This is a genomic window from Accumulibacter sp., from assembly GCF_023806635.1.
Taxonomy (GTDB): domain Bacteria; phylum Pseudomonadota; class Gammaproteobacteria; order Burkholderiales; family Rhodocyclaceae; genus Accumulibacter.
The window spans coordinates 24,038-46,516 of record NZ_JAMTDQ010000108.1 but is presented as its reverse complement, the minus strand read 5'-3'; the positions used below and the strand labels follow the sequence as shown (position 1 = coordinate 46,516).

Annotated in this window: 19 protein-coding genes; 17 read left to right on the top strand and 2 right to left on the bottom strand. The window is 66.0% G+C overall.

Annotated features, from left to right (window positions below; all coding sequences use genetic code 11):
• Positions 1 to 5: 5 nt before the first annotated feature.
• From NFW30_RS18605 to tpiA, 6 genes are all read left to right on the top strand, one after another.
• Positions 6 to 878 carry a lipid A biosynthesis acyltransferase gene (locus NFW30_RS18605; RefSeq protein WP_295349617.1) on the top strand — a complete coding sequence of 291 codons (873 nt, stop codon included), beginning with the start codon at positions 6 to 8 and terminating at the stop codon, positions 876 to 878.
• 148 nt (positions 879 to 1,026) lie between these two features.
• Positions 1,027 to 2,793 (top strand): carbamoyltransferase, encoded by a 1,767-nt coding sequence (locus NFW30_RS18600; RefSeq protein WP_295349580.1) that lies wholly within the window; start codon positions 1,027 to 1,029, stop codon positions 2,791 to 2,793.
• Complete coding sequence (locus tag NFW30_RS18595) at positions 2,790 to 4,292, top strand: endonuclease/exonuclease/phosphatase family protein (RefSeq protein WP_295349581.1); 1,503 nt, start codon at positions 2,790 to 2,792, stop codon at positions 4,290 to 4,292. The genes NFW30_RS18600 and NFW30_RS18595 overlap by 4 nt, the downstream gene beginning before the upstream one ends.
• A gap of 77 nt (positions 4,293 to 4,369) precedes the next feature.
• Positions 4,370 to 5,965, top strand: a complete 1,596-nt coding sequence (locus NFW30_RS18590; protein WP_295349582.1) for a phospholipase D-like domain-containing protein — start codon at positions 4,370 to 4,372, stop codon at positions 5,963 to 5,965.
• Between the two features lie 223 nt (positions 5,966 to 6,188).
• Positions 6,189 to 7,445, top strand: a complete 1,257-nt coding sequence (gene pgk / locus NFW30_RS18585; RefSeq protein ID WP_295349583.1) for a phosphoglycerate kinase — start codon at positions 6,189 to 6,191, stop codon at positions 7,443 to 7,445.
• A 74-nt stretch (positions 7,446 to 7,519) separates the two neighbouring features.
• The gene (gene tpiA, locus NFW30_RS18580) at positions 7,520 to 8,287 is read left to right on the top strand and encodes a triose-phosphate isomerase (protein ID WP_295349584.1); all 768 of its coding nucleotides are present in this window, start codon (positions 7,520 to 7,522) and stop codon (positions 8,285 to 8,287) included.
• Between the two features lie 282 nt (positions 8,288 to 8,569).
• Here tpiA and gpmI read toward each other — a convergent pair whose 3' ends face one another.
• Both gpmI and NFW30_RS18570 read right to left on the bottom strand, forming a co-directional pair.
• Positions 8,570 to 10,216 (bottom strand): 2,3-bisphosphoglycerate-independent phosphoglycerate mutase, encoded by a 1,647-nt coding sequence (gpmI, locus tag NFW30_RS18575; protein WP_295349586.1) that lies wholly within the window; start codon positions 10,214 to 10,216, stop codon positions 8,570 to 8,572.
• Between the two features lie 192 nt (positions 10,217 to 10,408).
• Positions 10,409 to 11,275, bottom strand: a complete 867-nt coding sequence (locus NFW30_RS18570; protein WP_295349587.1) for a hypothetical protein — start codon at positions 11,273 to 11,275, stop codon at positions 10,409 to 10,411.
• A 225-nt stretch (positions 11,276 to 11,500) separates the two neighbouring features.
• On the opposite strand from NFW30_RS18570, the gene NFW30_RS18565 reads away from it, so the two are divergent.
• The 11 genes from NFW30_RS18565 (at position 11,501) to NFW30_RS18515 (ending at position 22,348) form a co-directional block, all read left to right on the top strand.
• Entirely contained in the window at positions 11,501 to 14,173 is a 2,673-nt protein-coding gene (locus tag NFW30_RS18565) for an HAD-IC family P-type ATPase (protein ID WP_295349588.1), read from the top strand.
• Between the two features lie 120 nt (positions 14,174 to 14,293).
• On the top strand, positions 14,294 to 14,797 hold the full coding sequence (tpx, locus tag NFW30_RS18560; protein ID WP_295349589.1) for a thiol peroxidase: 504 nt from the start codon (positions 14,294 to 14,296) through the stop codon (positions 14,795 to 14,797).
• 1 nt (position 14,798) lies between these two features.
• Complete coding sequence (locus NFW30_RS18555) at positions 14,799 to 15,689, top strand: IclR family transcriptional regulator (RefSeq protein WP_295349590.1); 891 nt, start codon at positions 14,799 to 14,801, stop codon at positions 15,687 to 15,689.
• The gene (locus NFW30_RS18550; protein ID WP_295349591.1) at positions 15,670 to 15,939 is read left to right on the top strand and encodes a YkgJ family cysteine cluster protein; all 270 of its coding nucleotides are present in this window, start codon (positions 15,670 to 15,672) and stop codon (positions 15,937 to 15,939) included. Before NFW30_RS18555 ends, NFW30_RS18550 begins: the two co-directional genes overlap by 20 nt.
• Before the next feature lie 32 nt (positions 15,940 to 15,971).
• A complete protein-coding gene (locus NFW30_RS18545; RefSeq protein ID WP_295349593.1) occupies positions 15,972 to 16,796 on the top strand; it encodes an undecaprenyl-diphosphate phosphatase in 825 nt (274 codons plus the stop codon).
• A gap of 1 nt (position 16,797) precedes the next feature.
• Positions 16,798 to 17,373, top strand: coding sequence for a YqiA/YcfP family alpha/beta fold hydrolase (locus tag NFW30_RS18540; RefSeq protein WP_295349594.1), 576 nt, complete (start codon positions 16,798 to 16,800; stop codon positions 17,371 to 17,373).
• Between the two features lie 8 nt (positions 17,374 to 17,381).
• Positions 17,382 to 19,289 (top strand): RNB domain-containing ribonuclease, encoded by a 1,908-nt coding sequence (locus NFW30_RS18535; RefSeq protein ID WP_295349595.1) that lies wholly within the window; start codon positions 17,382 to 17,384, stop codon positions 19,287 to 19,289.
• A 16-nt stretch (positions 19,290 to 19,305) separates the two neighbouring features.
• Positions 19,306 to 20,181: a TonB family protein gene (locus tag NFW30_RS18530; protein ID WP_295349596.1), complete on the top strand. Its 876-nt coding sequence runs from the start codon at positions 19,306 to 19,308 to the stop codon at positions 20,179 to 20,181.
• Positions 20,178 to 21,014, top strand: coding sequence for a shikimate dehydrogenase (gene aroE, locus NFW30_RS18525; RefSeq protein ID WP_295349597.1), 837 nt, complete (start codon positions 20,178 to 20,180; stop codon positions 21,012 to 21,014). The genes NFW30_RS18530 and aroE overlap by 4 nt, the downstream gene beginning before the upstream one ends.
• On the top strand, positions 21,011 to 21,703 hold the full coding sequence (gene mtgA, locus NFW30_RS18520; protein WP_295349598.1) for a monofunctional biosynthetic peptidoglycan transglycosylase: 693 nt from the start codon (positions 21,011 to 21,013) through the stop codon (positions 21,701 to 21,703). Before aroE ends, mtgA begins: the two co-directional genes overlap by 4 nt.
• 129 nt (positions 21,704 to 21,832) lie before the next feature.
• Positions 21,833 to 22,348 carry a LapA family protein gene (locus NFW30_RS18515; RefSeq protein WP_295349599.1) on the top strand — a complete coding sequence of 172 codons (516 nt, stop codon included), beginning with the start codon at positions 21,833 to 21,835 and terminating at the stop codon, positions 22,346 to 22,348.
• Positions 22,349 to 22,479 lie beyond the last annotated feature (131 nt).

The following is a 22,479-nucleotide window of genomic DNA, read 5'->3' as shown; positions in this document are numbered from 1 at the left end:
GCATGCTGAGTCGGCTGGCGGTCGGGCTGCTCTGGCTGCTGCACTGGCTGCCGCTGCCCGTGCTGGCGCGTTGCGGCAGCGCGCTTGGCAGCCTTTCCTTCCACCTCGGCCGGCGGCGACGCCACATCGTCCTGGTGAACCTCCGCCTGTGTTTCCCGGATCTCTCCGACGAGCAGCGGTGGCAGCTGGCGCGGGACCATTTCCGGGTGCTCGGCCGCAGCATGCTCGAGCGCAGCCTGCTCTGGTGGGCGAGCACGGAGCGGCTGTCGCGCCTGCTCACCGTTGTCGGCGACGAGCACCTGCGGACCCTGGTCGCAGCGGGGCGGCCGGTGCTGATGCTGACGCCGCACTTCGTCGGACTCGATGCCGGTGGCGCGGCGATCGCCATGCGCTTCGATTGTGCGAGCATCTACGCCGTGCAGTCGAATCGCGTCTTCGATGACCTGTTGCTCCGTGGTCGTCAGCGTTTTGGCGACCAGTTGCTGCTGTCGCGCCAGGAGCCGGTGCGGACCAGCGTCCGGGCGATGAAGTCGGGACGCCCGCTGTACTACCTGCCTGACATGGACTTCGGGCGGCGGGATTCGATCTTCGTGCCCTTCTTCGGCGTTCCGGCGGCGACCGTTCCCGGTCTGTCACGACTGGCGCGACTGGCGGGCGCCACGGTCGTGCCCTGCCTGACGCGCATCCTGCCCGACGCCACAGGTTACCTGGTGACGGTCGGCGAGCCGTGGCAGGATTTTCCGAGTCGCGATGTCGTGGCGGACACGGCGCGAATGAATGCCTGGATCGAGCAGGCGATCCGCACCATGCCGGAGCAGTACTACTGGGTGCACCGCCGCTTCAAGACGCGGCCGGAAGGCGAACCGCGACCCTACTGAGGGTCTTTGCCGGCGCTTTTTGCGCCACGGCTGCGCGTCGGCGAACAGAACTGCGGCCGCGGCGGGTATACTGTCGCCGTATGCTGCGCCGCGCCGCAAGTCGCCTGGCTGCCGGGCGGAAAACCTGATCCTCTGAGAATTCCCTACCTTGGCACTGACCCTACTCGGATTGTCCGGCGCGCTGACGCACGACCCCTCGGCAGCTCTCTACTGCAATGGCAGGCTCGTCGCTGCCGCGGAGGAGGAGCGCTTCGTGCGTGACAAGCATGCCAAGAACCGGATGCCCTACGAGGCGGCGAAGTTCTGCCTCGATTTCGCCGGCATGCGGCCGTCCGATGTCGATGCGGTGGCCATTCCCTTTGCCCCGATCAGCCTGTTCGGACCGGCGCGCTGGCACTATGCGCGGCGCTACTGGTACGCTCCGGATCGTGCGCTGGACGCCATCCTGACCGGCAACCGCCGCTTCCATCGCTATCGCAGGCGGATCGAGTGGTGTCTGCAACAACTGGGTTTCGATCTGCGGAAGACCGAGATCGTACCCGTCGAGCACCACCTCGCGCATGCCGCGAGCGCCTACCACTGCGCCGGCTTCGAGGAAAAGACGGCGATTCTCGGCATCGACGGCAAGGGCGAGTATGCGACGACCTTCTTCGGCTACGGTGAGAACGGCCGGATCCACAAGATCAAGGAGTTCTACGATCCGGATTCGCTGGGTGGGTTGTACGGTGCGCTGACCGAGTACCTCGGCTTCGAGATGCTCGACGGCGAATACAAGGTGATGGGAATGGCGCCCTACGGCGATGCGGGACGCTACGACTTCGCCCGCCTCGCCCGCTTCGCGAACGGTGAGCTGACGGTCAATACGGGCTACGCGAACGTCATCGGCTTCCGCCGTTACAAGGAAGCGGGCAAGGGGTACTACTTCTCGCCGAAGCTGGTGGATTGGCTGGGTCCGAAGCGTGCGGGGGACGTTGCCGACGACCCCTACATCCATTACGCCGCGAGCATGCAGAAGCTGTTCGAGGATCTGTCGCTGCAGATGCTCGACCACTATCTGGGGGACATCCTGCGGGAGACTGGCCGCCTTGCCTTCTCCGGCGGCGGGGCACTCAACGTCAAGCTCAACCAGAAGATCATTGCCCGCCCGGATGTACGCGAACTCTTCGTCCAGCCGGCTTCCGGTGACGCTGGCACGGCGGTTGGTGCAGCTGCCTACGTCTCGGTGCAGCGTGGCGTGCCGGTCGAGAAGATGGAGCACGTCTATCTCGGCCCGGCATACAGCAACGAGGACATCATCGCCGCCTGCACCCGTCATCCGGCCCGGCCGGCGTGGCAACGGCTGACCGCCGTCCCGTTGCGCGTCGCCCGCCTGCTCGCAGCCGGCCATCCGGTGGCTTGGTTCCAGGGCAGGATGGAGTTCGGACCGCGCGCGCTCGGCGGGCGGTCGATCCTCGGCTGCCCGAGCGTTGCCGGGGTCGCCGACCGGATCAACGCGCAGATCAAGTTTCGCGAGCGCTGGCGGCCGTTCTGCCCGAGCATGCTCGATACAGTCGCACCGCAGATGCTCGGCAGCGCGCATCCGGCGCCGTTCATGACCTTCACTTTCGAGGTTGCCAACGGCTGGAAGGAACGGGTGCCCGAAGTCGTGCACGAAGATGGCACCTCGCGTGCGCAGGTTCTGCGGCGCGAGTTCAATCCGCGCTACTACGACCTGATGCGGGAACTCGAGAGACTCACCGGCAACGGTGTCGTGCTGAACACTTCCCTGAACCGCCGCGGCGAGCCGATGATCTGCTCGCCGACCGATGCACTCAACATGTTCTTCGGCTCCGACCTGCAGTACCTGGTGATGGAGGATGTCCTGGTGGTCAAGGACGGAGCCGAACGACAGCTGATCGACGCCCAGGACGAATGAACAAGATCAAACTGCTCTACGCAAGGAACATCATCAGCAGGAAATCGGCACAACAGGAGCTGTCGTTCATGCTGCTGGTGCACAACCTGGCTTTCGAGAAGACCGTCGAAGTGCACTGGGCGGGCGAGGACGGCATCTGGCACAGCTTGCCGGCGGCCTACCACGCAGCCGTCGACGCGGAGAAGGAGTACTGGCTGGCGACAATGGCGGTTGCCCTGGCCGAGGATCGACGACTGCCCGGCAACGTCGAGTTCGCCGTTCGCTACCGCGCCGGCGGCAGCGAGTACTGGGACAACAACGGCGGCGCGAACCACCGCATCCAGGCCGACTCGGGGATCATGCCGGGTGCCGGCTGCGCGCTGCTGAACGTCGGCTTCGAGCCCCGCCTGGCCGACCAGCAGCGACTGCTGCCGGTGGTCGTGGCGGTCGACAGCGGCCTCGACGTGCGCCGCGTCAGCATCGAATGGACCACCGACGACTGGCGAAGCACGCAGCAGTCGAACGCCCGCTGCCGGCGCAACTACTGGGACAGCGAGTTCCTCAGCAACGCACGCAACCCCAACCACTACGGCTGTCAGATCTGGCAGGCCGGGCTGCGGGTCGGTGACGCCTTCCGCGTGCGCTACCGCATCAGCTGTGAGACCAGGCAGCGGGGCGTGCTCCGTGACGATGCGTACGGTCACGAGTACGTCGTCGAGCGGCGGCCGCTGACGCTGATGATCCTCAACCTGCACTGTTGTCAGGAGGAGCAGCAGGATCGCAAGCTGTCACAGATCGCGCGGGCGATCGAAGAACTCGGGGTGGACATCGTCTGCCTGCAGGAGGTCGCCGAACTCTGGAATGAAGGCCGCGGCGACTGGCAGACGAACACGGCGAGGATCATCAACGAGCGGCTCGCAGCGCCATATCAACTGGTCACCGACTGGTCGCATCTCGGTTTCGACCGCTACCGGGAGGGGGTGGCGGTACTCAGCCGCTACCCGGTCGAGAGCCACCGGGCGCGCTACGTCTCGCGCAGCACGGACCCCTACAGCATCCATTCGCGCAAGGTCGTCATGGCGCGGGTGCGCGTGCCGCGCTTTGGACTGCTCAACGTCTTCTCGTCGCACCTGAGCTGGTGGGAGGACGGCTTTGCCGAGCAGTTCGGCAATCTCCGCCGCTGGGCAGCTGAGGAGGCGGGCGACGGGATCGCGGCCAGCATGCTCTGCGGCGACTTCAACATCAAGGCCGGCTCATTGGGCTACCAGTTGGTCGTCGAGTCGCGCGAGTATCGCGACCAGTACCTTGCCGCGACCTCCCCGCTGGTGTTCGGCAAGATTTTCGAAGCCGCGGAGTCCGGCTGGCCGCAGGACCTCGACGACGATCAGCGGATCGATTACGTGTTCCTGCGCCAGGGCAGCCGGTTGCGCATCACGTCAGCCCGCAGCGTTTTCACCGACCGCGATTACGGCAGGGTGTCCGACCATCTCGGCTATCTGATGACCTTCGAACCGACATGATCCGGCCCCATTCTCACGGCTTGCTCCGCTGCCCAGGCTAACGGACGGCCCTTACACGACAGGCAGTCACTTTCGACATGGACAAGGCAGAGAACTACGCAGTACCGGTGCACGCAAACCTCGGCGGTTCGTTCGTGCGCAGCAACGATTTCAACGAGAAGTTCTACCTGCGCTGGGGCAAGATCATCTTCGATGTCTCCTTCGGCGCCCAGCTCAACCTCAAGGTGATCCTGCGGGTCTATCGGGACTATGGCATCTGCGAAACCTACATCGTCGACACCGATCCCTACGACATCCAGTGGAACCACCACAAGCGGCGGACGCGCGACTTCTACATCCACCCCGAGTCGCGCAGCTTCGGCCGGGTGAACTGCGTCAAGTTCGCCTTCGTCGTCCACCGTGACGAACACTCGCTGCCTTCGCAGCTCGAGTACATCTTCATGGACTGGCAGCAGCTGCGCAGCGAGCAACCGCAGTACCGCAGGATCAGCTCCGAGTGGGCGACGCACAACGGCTACCGCACCCATGAATGCAACGCCTGGCAGTTGCAGAGTGACGTTGACTGGTACAACCACCACTTCGACTCGCTGCACCTGATCCCGAAGTTCACCAAGGGCCAACAGCACCATCCGTACCATCCGAAGCGCTTCATCCATGATCACATCGACAAGGTGATCCGCAGCAAGCACCGGGACCCGAACCGCTTCTGCACGATAAAGGTGAGTGTGGACTGCATCGATGACCACGACTTCACCCACCATCTGGTGCACGCCAGCGAGCAGGGCGTATGGGTCCAGTGCATCGTCGACTGGCGGAAGATGACGCTGACCAACAGTGACAACTACGCCCGCCTCAAGCGTGCCGGCGTCGAGCTGCTGGGCGTCTTCTGCACGCCGCACCACCACCTGATCGAAGTCGATCCGGACATGCATACCAAGTTCATCATCTTCAACGATGAGGACTGCATCCTGGGCTCGTTCAACATCACCTTCGACCGCTGGTGGGCGAACTGGGAGTCCGGCATGACCTTCCACTCGAAGGGAGTCTGCCGTCTGCTCGACAACGTCTTCCAGAGCGAACGCGGTGGCGTCAATCAGCGCTATGGCGTCGATCCACTGAGCCCGTTCAATCTGCTCTACACCTTTGGCCGGCAGGCGCTGCTCGACGGCAGGTATTACCGTCCGCACCATGCGATCCTGGCGGAAATCCACCGGGCGAAGCATTCGATCAAGCTGACGCTGTTCCTCATCGGCAACCTGCTCGGCGAGCACGGCGACAGCGTCGTCGATGCGCTGATCCATGCCAGGAACCGCGGCGTGCACGTGCACATCCTGCTCAATGGGCATCTGGCGCGGCAGGGTCGTGTCGGCATCGAGCGAACCATGGCCGAGGAGCTGAATCGCCCGCTGCTTCCCGCCGTACAGGGCCTGCGCACCGCCGGCATCGCGGTCGGCCTGGTGTACGGGCAGACCGATCACCCGGTGCCCTACTCGCCGATCCATTCCAAGTACTGCATCATCGACGAGGCGACCGTCATCGAGCGCAGCTTCAACTGGTACAACACCTCGGTCTTTTCGCACGACCTGCTCGTTCTCGCGACCCATCGCGAGGTGGCGAAGGCCTATCTGCACGAATTCGAGCAGATCCAGAGGCTGTTCAGGATCTACTACTGAGCGCCGGATCTGCCCGGCTGACGATAGACAATTGACTCCAGGAGCGGCGCCAAGGATACTTCGTCTGCGTGGTCGAAGCGCCTTGCCACCGGTTGCACTGGCGCAATGCGGTGGCCAAGAGACGGCGGTCAGTCAAGTCGTCCGACATCCATTACGGAGACACCATGCCTTTCGCGATCCTGATTCCAGCTTTTCTCAACACCAACTCACTCTCGAGGAAATCATGTCCAAACTGTTCATCGAAGATCTCGCGCTCGAAGGCAAGCGCGCCCTGATCCGCGTCGATTTCAACGTTCCCCAGGACAAGGTGACCGGTGCGATCACCAACACCAAACGCATCGAGGCCGCGCTGCCGACGATCAAACATGCCCTGGAGAAGGGGGCGGCCGTCATCCTGATGTCACATCTGGGCCGTCCGGACGGCAAGGCGAACCCCCAGTTCAGCCTGGCGCCGGTGGCCGTCGCCCTCGAGGGTCTGCTCGGGCGGCCGGTGAAGTTCCTGCCCGACTGCGTCGGCCCCGAAGTCGAGGCCGCCTGCGCCCAGATCAAGCCGGGCGAGGTCATACTGCTCGAGAACCTGCGCTTCCACATCGAGGAGGAGGGCAAGGCCAGCGTCACCAATGCCGACGGGACGGTCACCAAGCTGAAGGCCAGCCCGGACGACGTCAAGGCGTTTCGAGCTTCGCTCACCCGGCTCGCCGACGTCTATATCAACGATGCCTTCGGTACGGCGCACCGTGACCATTCGTCGATGACCGGCGTGCAACTTCCTGAACGCGCTTCCGGCTACCTGATGAACAAGGAACTGGCGGCGTTCTCGGCCGTTCTCGAGTCGCCGCAGCGGCCACTGCTGGCAATCCTCGGCGGCGCCAAGGTTGCCGACAAGATCCAGCTGATCAACAACCTGCTCGACAAGGCCGACCAGATCATCATCGGCGGCGGCATGGCCTTTACCTTCAAGAAGGTACTGTCGGGAATGCCGATCGGCAACTCGCTGTTTGACGAAGAAGGCGCCAAGCTGGTAACTGGCCTGATGGAGAAAGCGCGCGAGAAAGGCAAGGAGATCCTCCTGCCGGTCGATTTCGTCATCGGCGACAAGTTCGACGCCAATGCCAACACGGGCACGGCCAACGATGTCGACGGAATTCCGGACGGCTGGCTGGGGCTCGACTGCGGTCCCGAGTCGACGCGCATCTTCAGCGACGCCATCAGGAAGGCGAGGACGATCATCTGGAATGGTCCGGCGGGCGTCTTCGAGTTCGAGAAGTTCGAGGCCGGCACGCGCGCGATGGCGCAGGCGGTCGTCGAGGCGACCGCGGCGGGTGCGATCACCGTCATCGGCGGCGGTGACACGGCCACCGCGGCGAAGAAATACGGTGCCGACAAGAAGGTCACGCACAGCTCCACCGGCGGCGGCGCTTCGCTCGAGTATCTGGAAGGCAAGATCCTGCCCGGCGTTGCCGCGCTCTCCGAGAAGTGATGCCGACGGCCCCGGCAAGGCCGGGGCCGCTCGGCTTCGCCAGTCATCCCCGCCATACAACATCGAGGAATACCATGCGCAAAATCGTAATCGCCGGCAACTGGAAGATGAACAAGACCGTTGCCGAGTCCGTGAAGCTGGCTGCTGAAGTGGTCGCCGCCGCCAGGGACGTCAAGCAGGTGGTCGTCGCGATCGCCCCGACCCACCTCGCGTTGGCGAAGGTGGCCGAAGTGCTGCAGGGGAGCAACGTCAAGCTCGCCGCGCAGGATGTGCACTGGGAGAACCAGGGTGCCTTCACCGGCAAGGTCAGCGCCGACATGCTCAAGGAGATCGGTGTCGAGTACGTGATCATTGGCCACTCCGAGCAGCGCAGCTACTTCGGCGAGACCGACGAGACGGTCAACAAGAAGGTCCGGAAGGTCCTCTCGCTCGCCATGAAGCCGATCGTCTGCATCGGCGAGACGCTCGCCGAGCGCAAGGAAGGCCGCCTTGAAAGCGTTCTGACGACGCAGGTCAACGGCGCCTACGCCGGTCTCTCAGCCGAAGATGCCCTGTCCACGGTGATCGCCTACGAGCCGGTTTGGGCCATCGGCACCGGTGTCACCGCCAGCGACGACGAGGCGCAGGAAGCGCACGCCTTCGTCCGCGGCCTGCTGGCGAAGCTCTACGGCGACAGCGTTGCCCAGTCGATCAGCATTCAGTACGGCGGTTCGATGAAACCCGAGAACGCTGCCGGCCTGCTGGCACAGAAGGACATCGACGGCGGGTTGATCGGTGGTGCGGCACTGAAGGCGGACTCGTTCCTGGGTATCGTCCGTCCGGGCGAGGTTCTCGACAAGTAAGCACGGGCGCGGCGGCCCACATCGGCGCGCGGCAGCGCCGATGCGGCTGCCGCGCGCCGCCGGGGAGAACCGGCGGCTTCATCCTCGACGCGCGACTGTCTCCGATCCATCGGCCGGGAACCGCAGCGTTGAAGCCACGAACGCCCCGGGCGCACCGTTCGGCAGCGTCAGGCCGGATGACTTCGGCCAGCCGGGCAGGCTTCGTTTCGCAACATCTGCACGCGGGACTTCGGCCTCGAGCCGGAGTTGTGGCTGCTGGCGCGTCCCGCGCGCTTTCCTCCGCTAAACCTGCTTGACCGTCAGCAGGCTCTCGTCCCACTTGTCGTGCTTTTCGAAACCGAGCAGGTTGGCGATCGTCGCAGCGATGTTCGACAGGCCGGCGCCGGCGGTCTGAGTCAGGCCGAGCTTGCCGCCGCTCACGTTGTCGTAGAGGATCAGCGGCACCGGGTTCAAGGTGTGCGAGGTCTTGCTCTTGAACGACCCGTCCGCATTCCTGGCTGGTTGCCCGCTCTTCTTGTCGATCTCGTACATCTCGTCCGCGTTGCCATGATCGGCGGTGATCAGGGCCACACCACCCAGCGCGTCGATCACCGGCAGGATGCGTGCCAGTTGCAGGTCGACGGCTTCGATTGCCATCGTCGCCGCGCGGAAGTGCCCCGTGTGGCCGACCATGTCGCCGTTGGCGAAGTTGCAGCGCAGCGTCCGGTAATGGCCGCTCCTGAGGGCAGCGATCATCGCATCGGCGATTTCCGCGGCCTTCATCCACGGCCGTTGTTCGAAGGGGACGACGTCGCTGGGCACCTCTTCGTAGGTCTCGCCAGCGAACCTGTTCGAGCGGTTGCCGTTCCAGAAGTAGGTCACGTGGCCGAACTTCTGCGTTTCCGAGCAGGCGAACTGGGTGATTCCCGATTTGGCGAACCACTCGCCCATGGTGTCGAGGATCGCCGGTGGGTCGACCAGGAAGCGCTTCGGCAGCTTGAGGTCGCCGTCGTACTGCAACATTCCGGCATAGGTGACGCGCGGCAGGCGGACGCGGTCGAACTTGTCGAAGTCGGCCTCCTCGAAGGCACGTGTGATCTCGATCGCGCGGTCACCGCGGAAGTTGAAGAAGACGACCGAGTCACCGTCCTCGATGGCGCCGACCGGCTGGCCGTCGCTGGCGATCACGAACGGCGGCAGATCCTGGTCGATCGTTGCCGGCGAGCGCGCACGCAGCGACTCGATCGCCAGCGACGCGCTGGCGTGCTGCTCGCCCTCACCGAGGACGTGCGTATGCCAGCCACGCTCGACCATGTTCCAGTTCGCCTCGTAGCGGTCCATGGTGATGCTCATGCGGCCACCGCCGGAGGCGATGCGGGCGTCGAAGCCTGCTCCACTGACCTCCGCCAGGAAGGCTTCGAACGGCAGGACATAGTCGAGGGCACTGGTTTCGGGAACGTCGCGCCCATCGAGCAGGACATGGACGCGCACGCTTGGCACACCTTCCGCCTTCGCGCGCAGGACCATCGCCCGCAGGTGGTCGATGTGGCTGTGCACGTTGCCGTCGGAGAAGAGGCCGAGGAAGTGGATGACGCCGCGGCCTGCCTTGGCGCCGGCGACGATCTGCTGCCAGGCTGCGCCTTGCCAGATCGAGCCCGCGGCGATGGCGTCGGCGACCAGCGCGGCGCCCTGGCTGTAGACCTGGCCGGCACCGATGGCGTTGTGGCCGACTTCTGAGTTGCCCATGTCATCGTCGGAGGGCATTCCGACCGCGGTGCCATGGGCACGCAGGCTGACGTTCGGGCAACTGGCGAGGAGGCGGTCCAAGGTGGGCTTCCTGGCGGCAGCGATGGCGCTGCCGACATCCGTCCTGGCGATGCCGTAGCCATCCATGATGATCGTGACAATAGGGCCCTGAATTCCGGGGAAGGAGGCAGATTTCTGCAACATGATGGATTCCTGGGGAGGTTGAGTGTGGGCAAGCAGGCCGCCAAAGGTCGCTGTGCAGCGGCGTCAGTGCCAGTATAGCGCAAGCCGGCAGCCGTCGCCGAACAAAGAATCCCTTTTGAAAACGATCACTTGCGCGCAACCTGGTTGGTCGCATGCGGGCTCGAACGAAGGCCGACGAAGGCTTCGCGGCAACTAGCGGGGTTGCTGCAGGCCGACCACCGGCTGCCGTTGGCGGACACGGATGCGGACTCGCTTGCGGACCCGTTGTGGTGTTTCCTGTTGCCGAGTGACGGGACGCCTCCTGTGGCGGTGCTTGCGGCCACGCCGGGTGGCGACCAGCAGCGCGATCTTGCCGGCGAGCAGCAGGAAGGCGAGGACCCAGACCAGCGGATAGGCGAGCACCTCCCTGAGGAGTTCGATGAGGTGCAACGGCGGACTCGCATCGTGGCTGGCGGGAATCGTCGGCGCCGTGCGCCCCCCGGCATCCGGAGGGCGGCGGTCGCCGGACGTGTCGCTGACGGTCAGCGCGAGCCCGCCGTGTCCGATCTCGGCGTGGCCGTCGCGTGCGCTGTAATGGAAGCCCTCGATACCGGCGATGGAGAAACTCACCCGCCCTCCCGGGCCGATGCGTGCATCGGTGGTTTCGACGATGAGATCGGTTGCTGCTTGCTGCAGGTTGTTCAGGTCAGCGAGGATGTCCTCAATGCCGGGCAGCAGGCCTGCGGGCGGCGGGAGCGGCGAGCCGCCAGGCGTGGCAGCCGGGCCCCGAGACCCCTGTCGGCGCGTTCTCCCCGGTGGCAGTCGTGATGCCGGGGCAAAGGAATGAGCGGCTTCGTCGGCATCCAGCGCTGGCATCGCCGGCAGCGGCAAAGGCCCGTGCGACAGCCATGGTGGCGACGCCTCCTGCTCGTCGAGAGCGCCGCCAAGCCCGGGCGCAGCCGGCAGGTTCGTCTCGCTCGGTTCGGCCAGCGGTGCGGCCGCGGGCGCCAGGAGTGGCCTGACGTCATTGTCGGCGATGCTGTGGGCCAGCGCATCTCCGGTGAGCAGCACACACGCCATCACGAAAATCGGCGTTCGCCAGCCGCGCCACGGCCGCGTGTCAGCACGCGGTCGCGAGCACCCGCCGATCCCGCCGTTCAGAATGGCGATATCTGTCCCCAGGTTTCCTCCTCACGCCACGGTCAGCGCGGCTCGTTCCACTGCTGCGGCCGACCGTCGGGCACGGATGCTAGAATGATACAGCAACGTCGGCGCCGGGCGTTGCCCCTGGAGAAGACTCGTCCAATGAGCACCTCATCGCTGCAGGATGTCGCCTGGCACTCGCTGCCGGCAGAGGAAGCGGCGGCTCGCTTGGCTGCAAGCTTCGAGCAGGGCCTCGACGAGGCGGAAGTGAGCTGCCGCCGTTCGCGACACGGCGAGAACCGCCTGACACCAGCGCCGATCCGGGGACCGCTCCTGCGTTTCGCCCTGCAGTTCGTGCAGCCGCTGGTGCTGGTGCTGGTGCTGGCCGGACTCGTCACCGCCGTTCTCGGCGAATGGGTCGACGCCGCCGTGATCTTTGGTGTCACGCTGGTCAACGCGGTCATCGGCTTCATCCAGGAAGGTCGCGCCGAGAGCGCCCTGGCAGCGCTTGCCCGATCGGTCATCAGTGAGGTCACGGTTCTTCGGGGGGGTGGCAAGCAGCGCCTGTCATCGACCGAGCTCGTCCCTGGCGACGTCGTTCTGCTGGCGGCGGGCGACAAGGTGCCGGCCGACCTGCGGCTGTTCCGCAGCCGGGATCTGCAGGCGATCGAGGCGGCCCTGACCGGCGAGTCGACGGCCGTGGCCAAGAGCGACGATGCCTTGCCGGAAGACACCCTGCTTGCCGAACGTTGCAACATGGCCTACGCCGGGACCGTGATGATCAGCGGCCAGGGAGCTGGCATCGTCGTGGCGACCGGCGACCATACCGAAACCGGTCGCATCTCGCGGCTGATCGCCGAGGCGCCGGATCTGACGACGCCGCTGACCCGTCGCATGACGGCATTCAGCAACTGGCTGCTGCTTGCCATCGGGCTGCTCGCCGTGCTGACCTTCGTCGTCGGCATCTGGCGGGGCGAGTCGGCTTTTGCCATGTTCATGGCAGCGGTGGCGCTGGCGGTTGGCGCGATTCCAGAAGGGCTGCCGGCGGCGATGACGATCACCCTGGCCATCGGTGTGTCCCGCATGGCGCGGCGGCGGGCTATCATTCGCAAGCTGCCGGCGGTCGAGACTCTCGGCAGCACGACGGTGATCTGTTCGGACAAGACGGGGACCCTGACGGAGAACCAGATGACCGTGCGCGAAATCCACGCCGGTGGCGTCCGGACGGTGGTCAGCGGCAGTGGCTATTCGCCAAGCGGCAAGGTCGGCGATGGTGGCGACGTGGTCGGCGCCCTGCGTGAGTGCCTGGTCGCCGGGGCGCTGTGCAACGATGCCGGCCTGAACAGGAGCAACCGCCATTGGGAGATCGTCGGCGATCCGACCGAGGGGGCTCTGCTCGTCGTTGCGCGCAAGGCGGGGCTCGACGAGCGGACGCTGCAGAAGCTGTTTCCGCGTCTGGACGAAATTCCCTTCGATTCCGCACGGCAATACATGGCGACCCTGCATGACATCGACGGAGCCCGGGTCGCCTACTTCAAGGGGGCGCTCGAGCAGTTGCTGTCGCGTTCGCTGAGCATGCTCGACGGCAACGGGCGGAGCGTCGCGCTGCGCCGCGGGGAAATCGAGAGCGCTGCTGCGACGATGGCGGCGGCCGGTCTGCGGGTGCTGGCGGTGGCTCGCCTCGCCGCTGGCTCCGCCGGCTCGCTGACTGCCAGCAGTGTCGACGCCGGCCTGGAGTTCGTCGGACTGGTGGGCATGGTCGATCCACCACGACCAAAGGCGATCGCCGCGGTCAGGACCTGTCACGCAGCCGGCATCACGGTCAAGATGATCACCGGCGATCACGCCGCCACGGCCCTTTCGATTGCCCGCCAGATGGGGATCGCCCGCGCCGGTGAGACGGCGATCGGCGGCCGCGAGCTGGCGGCGCTCGATGACCAGGCGTTGTGCGAAGCGGTGCGCCGGGTCAACGTCTTCGCGCGCGTCGAGCCGGCGCAGAAGCTGCGTCTGGTGCGGGCGCTGCAGGCGAATGGCGAGGTGGTGGCGATGACCGGTGACGGGGTCAACGACGCGCCAGCCCTGAAGCAGGCCGACATCGGCATCGCCATGGGCCTCGGCGGGACCGAAGTGGCCAAGGACGCCGCCGAGATGGTCCTCACCGACGACGATTTCGCTGCCATCGAGGCCGCCGTCGAGGAGGGCAGGGGGGTTTACGACAACCTGGTGAAGTTCATCACCTGGACCTTGCCGACCAACTTCGGCGAGGGCCTGGTGATCGTCGCAGCGATCCTTGCCGGGGCGACCCTGCCGATCACGCCGCTGCAGATTCTCTGGATCAACATGACGACGGCGGTCTTTCTCGGCCTCATGCTGGCCTTCGAGCCGATCGAGCACGCGGTCATGCGCCGTCCGCCGCGAGCGCCGGGAACGCCGATTCTCGACGCAGCGCTGGTCTGGCGCATCGTTCTCGTCAGCCTGCTGTTGCTTGCCGGTTCCTTTGGGCTCTTCCTGCGCGAGCTGGGGCAGGGCCATTCGCTCGCCGAGGCGCGCACGGTCGCGGTCAACGTCTTTGTCGTCGTCGAGGGCATGTATCTTTTCAACTGCCGCTCGCTGAAAGTTTCGGCCCTGCGGCTGGGGCTATTCTCCAATCCGGCGATCTGGTACGGCATCCTGATGATGGCCCTGCTGCAGGCTGCTCTGACCTACCTGCCGCTGATGAACCGCCTGTTTGCAACGGCCCCGATCGGCGGGCGGGAATGGCTCGAGATCGGCGCCGTTGGCGTGCTCGCCTACCTCGTGGTCGGCGTCGAGAAGCAAGTGCGCGCGCGTCGCTGACTCGCCTGCACGTCGTCGGCGCTGAACTCCGCTCATGCCATAATGACTAAGGGGCTCCGGGGCAGCTGGCAAGCGGCCTTCTCCGGTCCCTCAAACCCCCACTACCGACCAGGACCCGACATGACAAGCACAGTGACTCTGGGTGGCAAGCCCTTTCAGCTCAGTGGCAGTTTCCCGCAGCCAGGCCAGGCGGCACCGGCCTTCTCGCTGGTTGGCAAGAACCTTGCAGACGTCACGCTGAGCAGCTTTGCTGGCCAGCGCAAGATTCTCAACATCTTTCCCAGCATCGACACCCCGACCTGCGCCACCTCGGTACGCAGGTTCAACGAGCAGGCGAGCGCGCTCTCGGGAGTCGTCGTGCTCTGCATCTCTGCCGATCTGCCCTTCGCGCAAAGCCGCTTCTGTGGCGCCGAAGGACTCGACAGGGTGGTGACGCTGTCGACCATGCGCGGCCGGGAGTTTCTCACCGATTACGGGGTCGCGCTGAGCGAGGGGCCATTGGCCGGCCTCGCAGCACGCGCGGTGCTCGTTCTCGACGCCGACGATCGCGTGCTGCACAGTCAGCTCGTCGCCGAGATCAAGGACGAGCCGGACTACGCCGCGGCCCTGCAGGCGCTGGCCTGAGGTGATCGCCGGCGCGGTGCCCGAAGGCGAGGTCAGCGATCCCGCCGGGCAGCGTCAGGGGATCCAGTCGGTCGAGATTGGCACCCGGCTGCTGCAGGCACTGGCGAGCAGTGGTCGCTCTCTGCTGCTGCGCGACCTGTCGCGCAGCGCCGGCATGCCGGCAGCGAAGGCGCGTCGCTATCTGGTCAGCCTGATCCGCATGGGGCTGGTCGAACAGGATGCGAACACCGGACGCTACGACCTCGGCGGCTTTGCCCTCGAACTTGGGCTGGCCAGCCTGGCGAGGCTCGATCCCGTGCGTCTGGCCGGCCCGGTACTCGATGATCTCTGCGAGCGCACCGGCGAGACCGTCGCCCTCGCCATGTGGGGCAACCGCGGTGCGACCTGCGTTCGCTGGCTCGAGGCGGGCGGTCCGGTCACCGTGACCCTGCGTACCGGCGTCGTTCTGCCGCTGCTCTCGTCGGCCACCGGACAGGCCTTTGCTGCCTTCTTCCGTTCGCCCTATCTGCGCCGGATGCTCGATGCCGAGATCGAGGCGGCTGCGGCGGCGAGGCAGGCGACGCCGGCAGCATTGCGCGCGGCGCTGACGGTGCAGCTCGACGAGGTCCGGCGGCACGGCATCGCCCGTGCCGCCGGCAGCGTCACGCCCGGGGTCAACGGCTTCAGTGCGCCGGTCTTCAACCACGCCGGTCGCATGGTGGCAGCGCTGACCCTGCTCGGCATCATAGGCAGCTTCGACCTCGACTGGGACAGCCCGACGGCACGGTTGACGAAGGAAGCCGCGGCGACCCTGTCGCGCCGGCTCGGATACGGTGGTGGCGAGGCAGCGGAGGTCGCAGCATCGGCGGGCCACTGCGAGGCGGCGCCAGGCCGTGGTGACAGGCGGGCCTGACTGTCGCGCGGGCTGTGGCGCCTGTTGCATCGCGCCCTCGATCAGCACGCCGATGCCCGGTCACCCGCATGGCAAGGCGGCCGGGGAGCCTTGCGCCAGCCTGGCTGCGGATCATCGATGTCTTCTCTGGGGCAGGGCAGAACGTCCTGCGTGCTGTGCCGGGCTGCAGCCCTCGCACGAGATGTGCGGCGCCGATCGGTATCAGGCGCTCGTCTGGCTGACGGCGCTCGAACGGGCAACCCGGCCCTGAGTGCTAGAATGGCGGCTTTTTGAAAGTCTGCTGTGGATCTCCTGCTGCTGCTCAAAGCCCTGATTCTCGGTATCGTCGAAGGAATCACCGAGTTCCTGCCGGTGTCTTCGACCGGCCACCTGATCCTTGCCGGCGATCTGCTCGATTTCAACGACGAGCGCGGCAAGCTGTTCGAAATCGTCATCCAGTCCGGCGCCATGCTCGCTGTCTGCTGGGAGTACCGGACGAAGATTGGCAGCGTCGTCCGCGGACTGCCGAGCGAGCCCGCCGCGCAGCGCTTCGCGCTCAACATTCTGGTCGCCTTCCTGCCGCTGGCGGTCATCGGCCTGTTCTTCGGCAAGGCGATCAAGGCGCACCTGTTCAACGCGCCGGTGGTGGCAGCGGCCTTCATCATCGGTGGCCTGGTCATTCTCTGGGCCGAGCGTCGTGAGCATCGCATCCGCATCGAATCGATTGACGATCTGTCGCTTGCCGATGCCTTCAAGCTTGGTCTGGCGCAGGCGCTGGCGCTGATTCCAGGCACCTCCCGCTCAGGGGCGACGATCATCGGCGGCCTTTTCTTCGGCCTGTCACGACGGGCGGCGACCGAGTTTTCCTTCTTCCTGGCGATGCCGACGCTGATCGGCGCCAGCATCTACCAGCTCTACAAGGAACGTGCGCTGCTCTCCTTCGACGACCTGGGCATGTGGGTGGTGGGTTTCGTCGCCTCGTTCATCTCGGCGTTCTGGGCGGTGCGTGGCCTGCTGCGCTACATCAGCACGCACGATTTTTCGATCTTCGCCTGGTACCGCATCGCTTTCGGCATCGTCGTCCTGCTCACCTGGCACTACGAGCTGATCGCGTGGACCGCTGGCTGAGATGGCGGCCGGACCACGCGTTCTCTACCTGCACGGCTTCTGTTCGTCGCCGGCATCATGGAAGGCGCGGCTGCTCGGCGATTTCATGGTGGCACGCGGCCTCGGTGATCGTTTCAGCTGTCCTGCGCTGCCACCCGCCCCGTTGGCCGCCATCGCCAGCGCCGAGGCGATGCTGTCTGGCGCCGCGGGCGAGACGACGCTGGTGGGCAGTTCGCTGGGAGGTTACTACGCGAGCTGGCTGGCGGAGAAGCACGACCTGCGCGCGGTCCTGATCAATCCGGCAGTGATGGCACCGGAACTTCTCGCTGGTCTGGTCGGCAGGCACAGCAATTTCCATAGCGGCGAAAGCTTCGACTTCACCGACGAGCATGTTGCCGAGCTACGCCTGCTCGAAGCACCGCAGGTGAGCGCGCAGCGCTACCTGCTCCTGGTCGAGACCGGCGACGAGGTCCTCGACTATCGCCAGGCGCTGGCCTGCTATGCCGGGAGCCAGCAGATCGTCATCGAGGGTGGCGATCACAGCTTCCTCAGCTTTCCCCGAATGCTGCCGCAAATCATTGAATTCTGCGGTTTATAATGGCCCCGATGCACGTACTGTTCGAAGAGGAAGGCGCCTTTCGGGCGGCCACCATTCTGACCGACAACGACAGCTCGTTGCAGGTCGAAACCGCATCGGGCAAGCGCAGCAAGATCAAGGCGGCCAGTGTTCTGTTGCGTTACGGCGATCCGGCGCCGGCCGTTCTGCTCGAGCAGGCCGAATCGCTGTTGCCGGGTATCGAAGCGGACTTTCTCTGGGAGTGTGTCGCTGATGGAGAATTCCATTTCGCCGACGTCGCCAACGAATACTTCGGGCACGCCGCGACTGCGGCCGAAGCAGCGGCGCTGCTGCTGGCGCTGCACGCAGCGCCGATCTATTTCCACCGCAAGGGTCGCGGCCGCTTCCGCAAGGCGCCGCCGGAAATCCTGCAGGCCGCTCTCGCCGGTCTCGAGAGGAAACGTCAGCAGGCGCTGACGATCGAGCGCATGGTGGCGCAACTGACGTCGTTCACCCTGCCGGCAGAGTTTCCGCCGCTGCTCGCGCAACTGCTGTACAAGCCGGATCGCAGTCGCGCCGAGAGCAAGGCTCTGGAAGCCGCGTGCAGCGAGACGGGCCTCTCGGCTACCCACCTCCTGTACCGCTGTGGCGCCATCCGTTCGCCGTACGACTATCATCTGCAGCGCTTTCTGCTGGAGCAGTTCCCGCGCGGGACGGCGTTCCCCGCCGTCGAGCTGCCGTCGCTGCCGGCTGGGCTGCCGCATGCTGGCGTGCCGGCCTTTTCGATCGATGACGCGACGACGACAGAGATCGACGACGCGTTTTCAGTGCAGTCGCTGCCCGGTGTCGGCTGGCGGGTCGGCATCCACATTGCTGCCCCGGGGCTCGGCATCGCTCCCGGCTCGGCGCTCGACGGAATCGCGCGTGCCCGGCTGTCGACCGTCTACATGCCCGGAAGCAAGTTGACGATGCTGCCGGACGCGGTGGTCGAGCACTACACTCTCGCGAGTGGGCGAGCGATTCCGGCCGTCTCGCTCTATCTCACGGTGACACCGGAGATGGAGATCATCGGCGACGAGTCACGGCTCGAGATCGTTCCGGTCGTGGCGAACCTGCGTCACCACGACATCGAGCCGTTGTTCAACGAGCGGACTCTGGCCGCCGGACTGGCGGATTTCCCCTTCCGCGACGAGCTGCTGACGCTCTGGCAACTGGCCAACGCCTGTGAGGGCCGGCGCGGCAAGCCGTCGGCGACGCCGGACAACAAGGACTTCAACTTCCGTATCGAGGGCGACCTCGCCGACGCTGAGGGCTGTCGCGTCGAGATTTCCGCGCGCCGTCGCGGCAGCCCGCTCGACAAGCTGGTGGCCGAACTGATGATCGTTGCCAACAGTACCTGGGGCGCCCTGCTGGCCAGTCGAGGGGTGGCGGCGATCTACCGCGTGCAGGGTGGCGGCAAGGTGCGCATGAGCACGGCGCCGCAGGCTCACGAGGGCCTCGGCGTGAAGCAGTATGCCTGGCTTTCGTCACCGCTGCGGCGCTACGTCGACCTGCTCAACCAGTGGCAGCTGCTTGCCTGCCTGCAGTCCGCGACGCCTCCTTTTGCGGCCCGCTCGGATGCCCTCTTCGCCGCCCTGCGCGACTTCGAACTGACCTATGCAGCTTATGCCGAATTTCAGCGCGGCATGGAGCGTTACTGGTGCCTGCGCTGGTTGCGGCAGCAGGGAATCGAGCGCATTGCGGCGACCATCGGCCGCGAGAACCTGGCGCGGCTCGACGACCTGCCGTTGGTACAGCGTGTGCCCTCGGCGCCGGAGCTCAAGCCGGGGCAACGAATCCTGCTGCAGGTCGAATCGGTGGACTACCTGACCCTGGGCCTCGTCTGTCGCTACGTCGAGACCCTGTCGTCGTCGACGGAAGATGAGGTGGTGGTCACCCTGCCGGAGGCTGTCGATTGAGGTGAGGCAGCGATCGGTGCATCGGTTCGAGCGATGGTCGGCCAACCACCGGTTGGCGCTGGCGGTCGGCTTTTCACTGCTGCTGCATGGCTTGCTGCTGTCGCTGCATTTTCGCTTCCCGGAAGCCTCGCGTGCCGCCCGCGAGCGGGCGCTCGACGTCGTCCTCGTCAATCGCCGTTCGGCGCGTGCACCGGAGGAAGCGACGGTGCAGGCCCAGGCCAACCTCGACAATGGCGGCAATACCGAGCACGAGCGCCGGGCGAAGACGCCGATGCCTGCCGCGCCGCGGCAGCAGCAAGGTGACGAGCTCGAGCACTCGCAGAAGAGGGTGCAGGCGCTCGAGGCGCATCAGCAGCGGCTGGCGACGCAGGCACGAAGCCACGATTCGGTGCCCGCGACCGCCGCCCGCGAGGCGCAGCCGGATCCGGTGGCGAACCTCAGTGGCCGGGACCTGGCCCAGAGTGCGCTGGCGATGGCGCGTCTCGAAGGCGAGATCGCCAAGGAACTCGATGAATACAGCAAGCGGCCGCGCAAGCAGTTCATCGGCAGCAGCGCGATGGAATACCGTTTCGCCCAGTACTTCGAGGAGTGGCGGCAGAAGGTCGAGCGGGTCGGCACGCTCAACTACCCGGCCGAGGCGCGGGGCAAGCTTTACGGCAGCCTCGTCCTGACGGTGACGCTGCGGAGCGACGGTACGGTCGACGCCGTCGAGATCAACCGTTCGTCGGGCCACCGCATCCTCGACGACGCGGCTCGCCGGATCGTCGTCATGGCTTCGCCCTTTGCCGCCTTCCCGCCGGCCATCCGGCACGATACCGACACCCTGGTGATCACGCGCACGTGGAACTTCACCCAGCGCGACAGCCTGGAGACCAGGGCAGCGAAGCGATGAGCGACCGCTACGGCGTCTTCGGCAATCCGGTGGGGCACAGCAGGTCGCCCGCGATCCACGCTGCCTTCGCTGCCGCGTGCCACCAGGATCTGGTCTACGAGGCGATCCTCGCGCCGCTGGATGGCTTTGCCGCGAGCGTGCGCGCCTTCGTCGAGGCTGGTGGTTGCGGTGCCAACGTCACCCTGCCGTTCAAGCCGGAAGCCTGCCGGCTGGCAACGCGGCTGACGTCGCGGGCACGGCTCGCGGGGGCGGTCAACACGCTGTCCTTCGATGGTCAGGAGTGGCTCGGTGACAATACCGACGGTGCCGGCCTGTTGCGTGACCTGGCGCACAATCTCGGATGTCCGATTGCCGGCATGCGTGTCTTGCTGCTCGGTGCCGGTGGCGCGGCGCGCGGCGTGCTTGGTCCTCTGCTCGAGGCAGGACCGCGCCGACTGGTGATCGCCAACCGGACCGAAGCCCGTGCGCATGAACTGGCGGCGCGGATGGCCAGCGCCGGCGAGGTGAGCGGCTGTTCCCATGCGCAACTCGCCGGGCAGAGCTTCGATCTGCTGATCAACGCCACGTCGGCCAGCCTTGCCGGAGCGCCGTTGCCCTTGCCGGACGGTCTCTTCGCTTCCGGCAGCCTGGCCTATGACATGATGTATGGCGACGGGCAGACGCCGTTCCTGCGCCTCGCCGGCCGTTGCGGTGCGGCAAGGTTGGCAGACGGCCTCGGCATGCTGGTCGAGCAGGCGGCCGAGGCTTTCTGCCTCTGGCGCGGCGTCCGGCCGGCCACGGCGCCGGTGCTGGCGATGCTGCGCTCGGCCGGCCGCGACACCGGGGGACAATGAAGATCCTGCTCTGGGCGAAGCGCCTGCTTCTCGCCGGCATCGCCCTGCTGCTCCTGCTGCAGTGCTGGTTGTTCGGCTGGGTTCTCTGGTGGAACCGGGAGAACCCGGACGTCACCCGCTTCATGGCCATCCGCCTCGAGGAACTCCGTCGGCAGCAACCGGAAGCGGAACTGCACAGGCAATGGGTGCCCTACGAGCGCATCTCGCTCCACCTCAAGCGTGCGATCATCGCTGCCGAGGACGCCCGCTTCGTCGATCACGAGGGTTTCGACTGGGACGGCATCCAGCAGGCGATCGAGAAGAACCAGAAGAAGGGGCGCGTCGTTGCCGGCGGCTCGACCATCTCGCAGCAACTGGCCAAGAACCTTTTCCTGACACCGGCGCGGACGCCATGGCGCAAGGCTGAAGAAGCAGTCATCACGCTGATGCTCGAGGCGGTGTGGAGCAAGCAGAGAATTCTCGAGGTTTACCTCAACGTCATCGAATGGGGCAATGGCGTCTTCGGCGCCGAAGCGGCTGCCCGTCACTACTACGGTGTCGCGGCGGCACGGCTTTCGCCGGAACAGGCTGCGCGGCTGGCGGGGATGGTTCCCAATCCGCGCTTCTACGACCGCAATCGCAATGCGCCGGGGCTGGCAAGAAAAACTGCGATCATTCTCGCGCGCATGCCGTCTGCCGAGCTTCCCTGAAGGGGCATCGGGCGATGCCGGTCAGTACCCGTTTGCGCAGTGGCCGGTGGTCGGCAAGCCTGCGATACTATCCGCCTGTCGCAGCGGCAACGGCCGCCGCTTGGCAACATCTCAAGGAGTCATCCGCTCATGAAGCTGCGTACCGTCTTTCTCTTGCTCGTCCTGCTTCTCGTCGGCGCCTTCTCGGCGCTCAACTGGCAGGCCTTCACGACGCCGACGCCGCTGTCGCTCGGCGTGGCGCAGGTGGAGGCGCCGCTCGGCGTGATCATGCTCGGCGCAATCGCCTTCCTGACCGCGGTCTTCCTCGTCTTCGTCGTCTATGTGCAGGCTTCGGCGCTGTTCGATTCGCGTCGCCATGCGCAGGAGCTGCAGCTCAACCGCGAACTTGCGGACAAGGCCGAGGCTTCGCGCTTCACCGAGCTGCGTTCCTTCCTCGAAGGGGAACTGCAGCAGCTGTCCGGTCGCGGCGCGACTCCGGCGGCGACTGATGCGGCCATCCTCGAGCGGCTCGACCGGCTCGAGAAGCAAGTCCTTACGGCGCTGGAGCAATCGGCAAACAGCGTCGCCGCATGCGTCGGAGAACTCGAGGACCGACTCGAAACGAAAGGCAATGTGTTGCCGGCGCGGCGGCCGGGCGGCACCTGAGCCTATCGGCCTGGGCGGTCGCCGGCGTGAGGCGTCGTCGGTATGGCTGCCGGCAACGTCCCACCCCGGGCACTCACGCCAGGCTGCCCCGGCGGGTCGCCTGGCGGTAGGGCAAGGACCGGCGGCGGACC

Coding starts and splice junctions, on each gene's coding strand:
- NFW30_RS18595 (WP_295349581.1), top strand. CDS start 2,790: ATGAACAAGATCAAACTGCTCTACGCAAGGAACATCATCAGCAGGAAA.
- NFW30_RS18590 (WP_295349582.1), top strand. CDS start 4,370: ATGGACAAGGCAGAGAACTACGCAGTACCGGTGCACGCAAACCTCGGC.
- pgk (WP_295349583.1), top strand. CDS start 6,189: ATGTCCAAACTGTTCATCGAAGATCTCGCGCTCGAAGGCAAGCGCGCC.
- tpiA (WP_295349584.1), top strand. CDS start 7,520: ATGCGCAAAATCGTAATCGCCGGCAACTGGAAGATGAACAAGACCGTT.
- gpmI (WP_295349586.1), bottom strand. CDS start 10,216: ATGTTGCAGAAATCTGCCTCCTTCCCCGGAATTCAGGGCCCTATTGTC.
- NFW30_RS18570 (WP_295349587.1), bottom strand. CDS start 11,275: ATGGCGTGTGTGCTGCTCACCGGAGATGCGCTGGCCCACAGCATCGCC.
- NFW30_RS18565 (WP_295349588.1), top strand. CDS start 11,501: ATGAGCACCTCATCGCTGCAGGATGTCGCCTGGCACTCGCTGCCGGCA.
- tpx (WP_295349589.1), top strand. CDS start 14,294: ATGACAAGCACAGTGACTCTGGGTGGCAAGCCCTTTCAGCTCAGTGGC.
- NFW30_RS18540 (WP_295349594.1), top strand. CDS start 16,798: ATGGCGGCCGGACCACGCGTTCTCTACCTGCACGGCTTCTGTTCGTCG.
- NFW30_RS18535 (WP_295349595.1), top strand. CDS start 17,382: ATGCACGTACTGTTCGAAGAGGAAGGCGCCTTTCGGGCGGCCACCATT.
- aroE (WP_295349597.1), top strand. CDS start 20,178: ATGAGCGACCGCTACGGCGTCTTCGGCAATCCGGTGGGGCACAGCAGG.
- mtgA (WP_295349598.1), top strand. CDS start 21,011: ATGAAGATCCTGCTCTGGGCGAAGCGCCTGCTTCTCGCCGGCATCGCC.
- NFW30_RS18515 (WP_295349599.1), top strand. CDS start 21,833: ATGAAGCTGCGTACCGTCTTTCTCTTGCTCGTCCTGCTTCTCGTCGGC.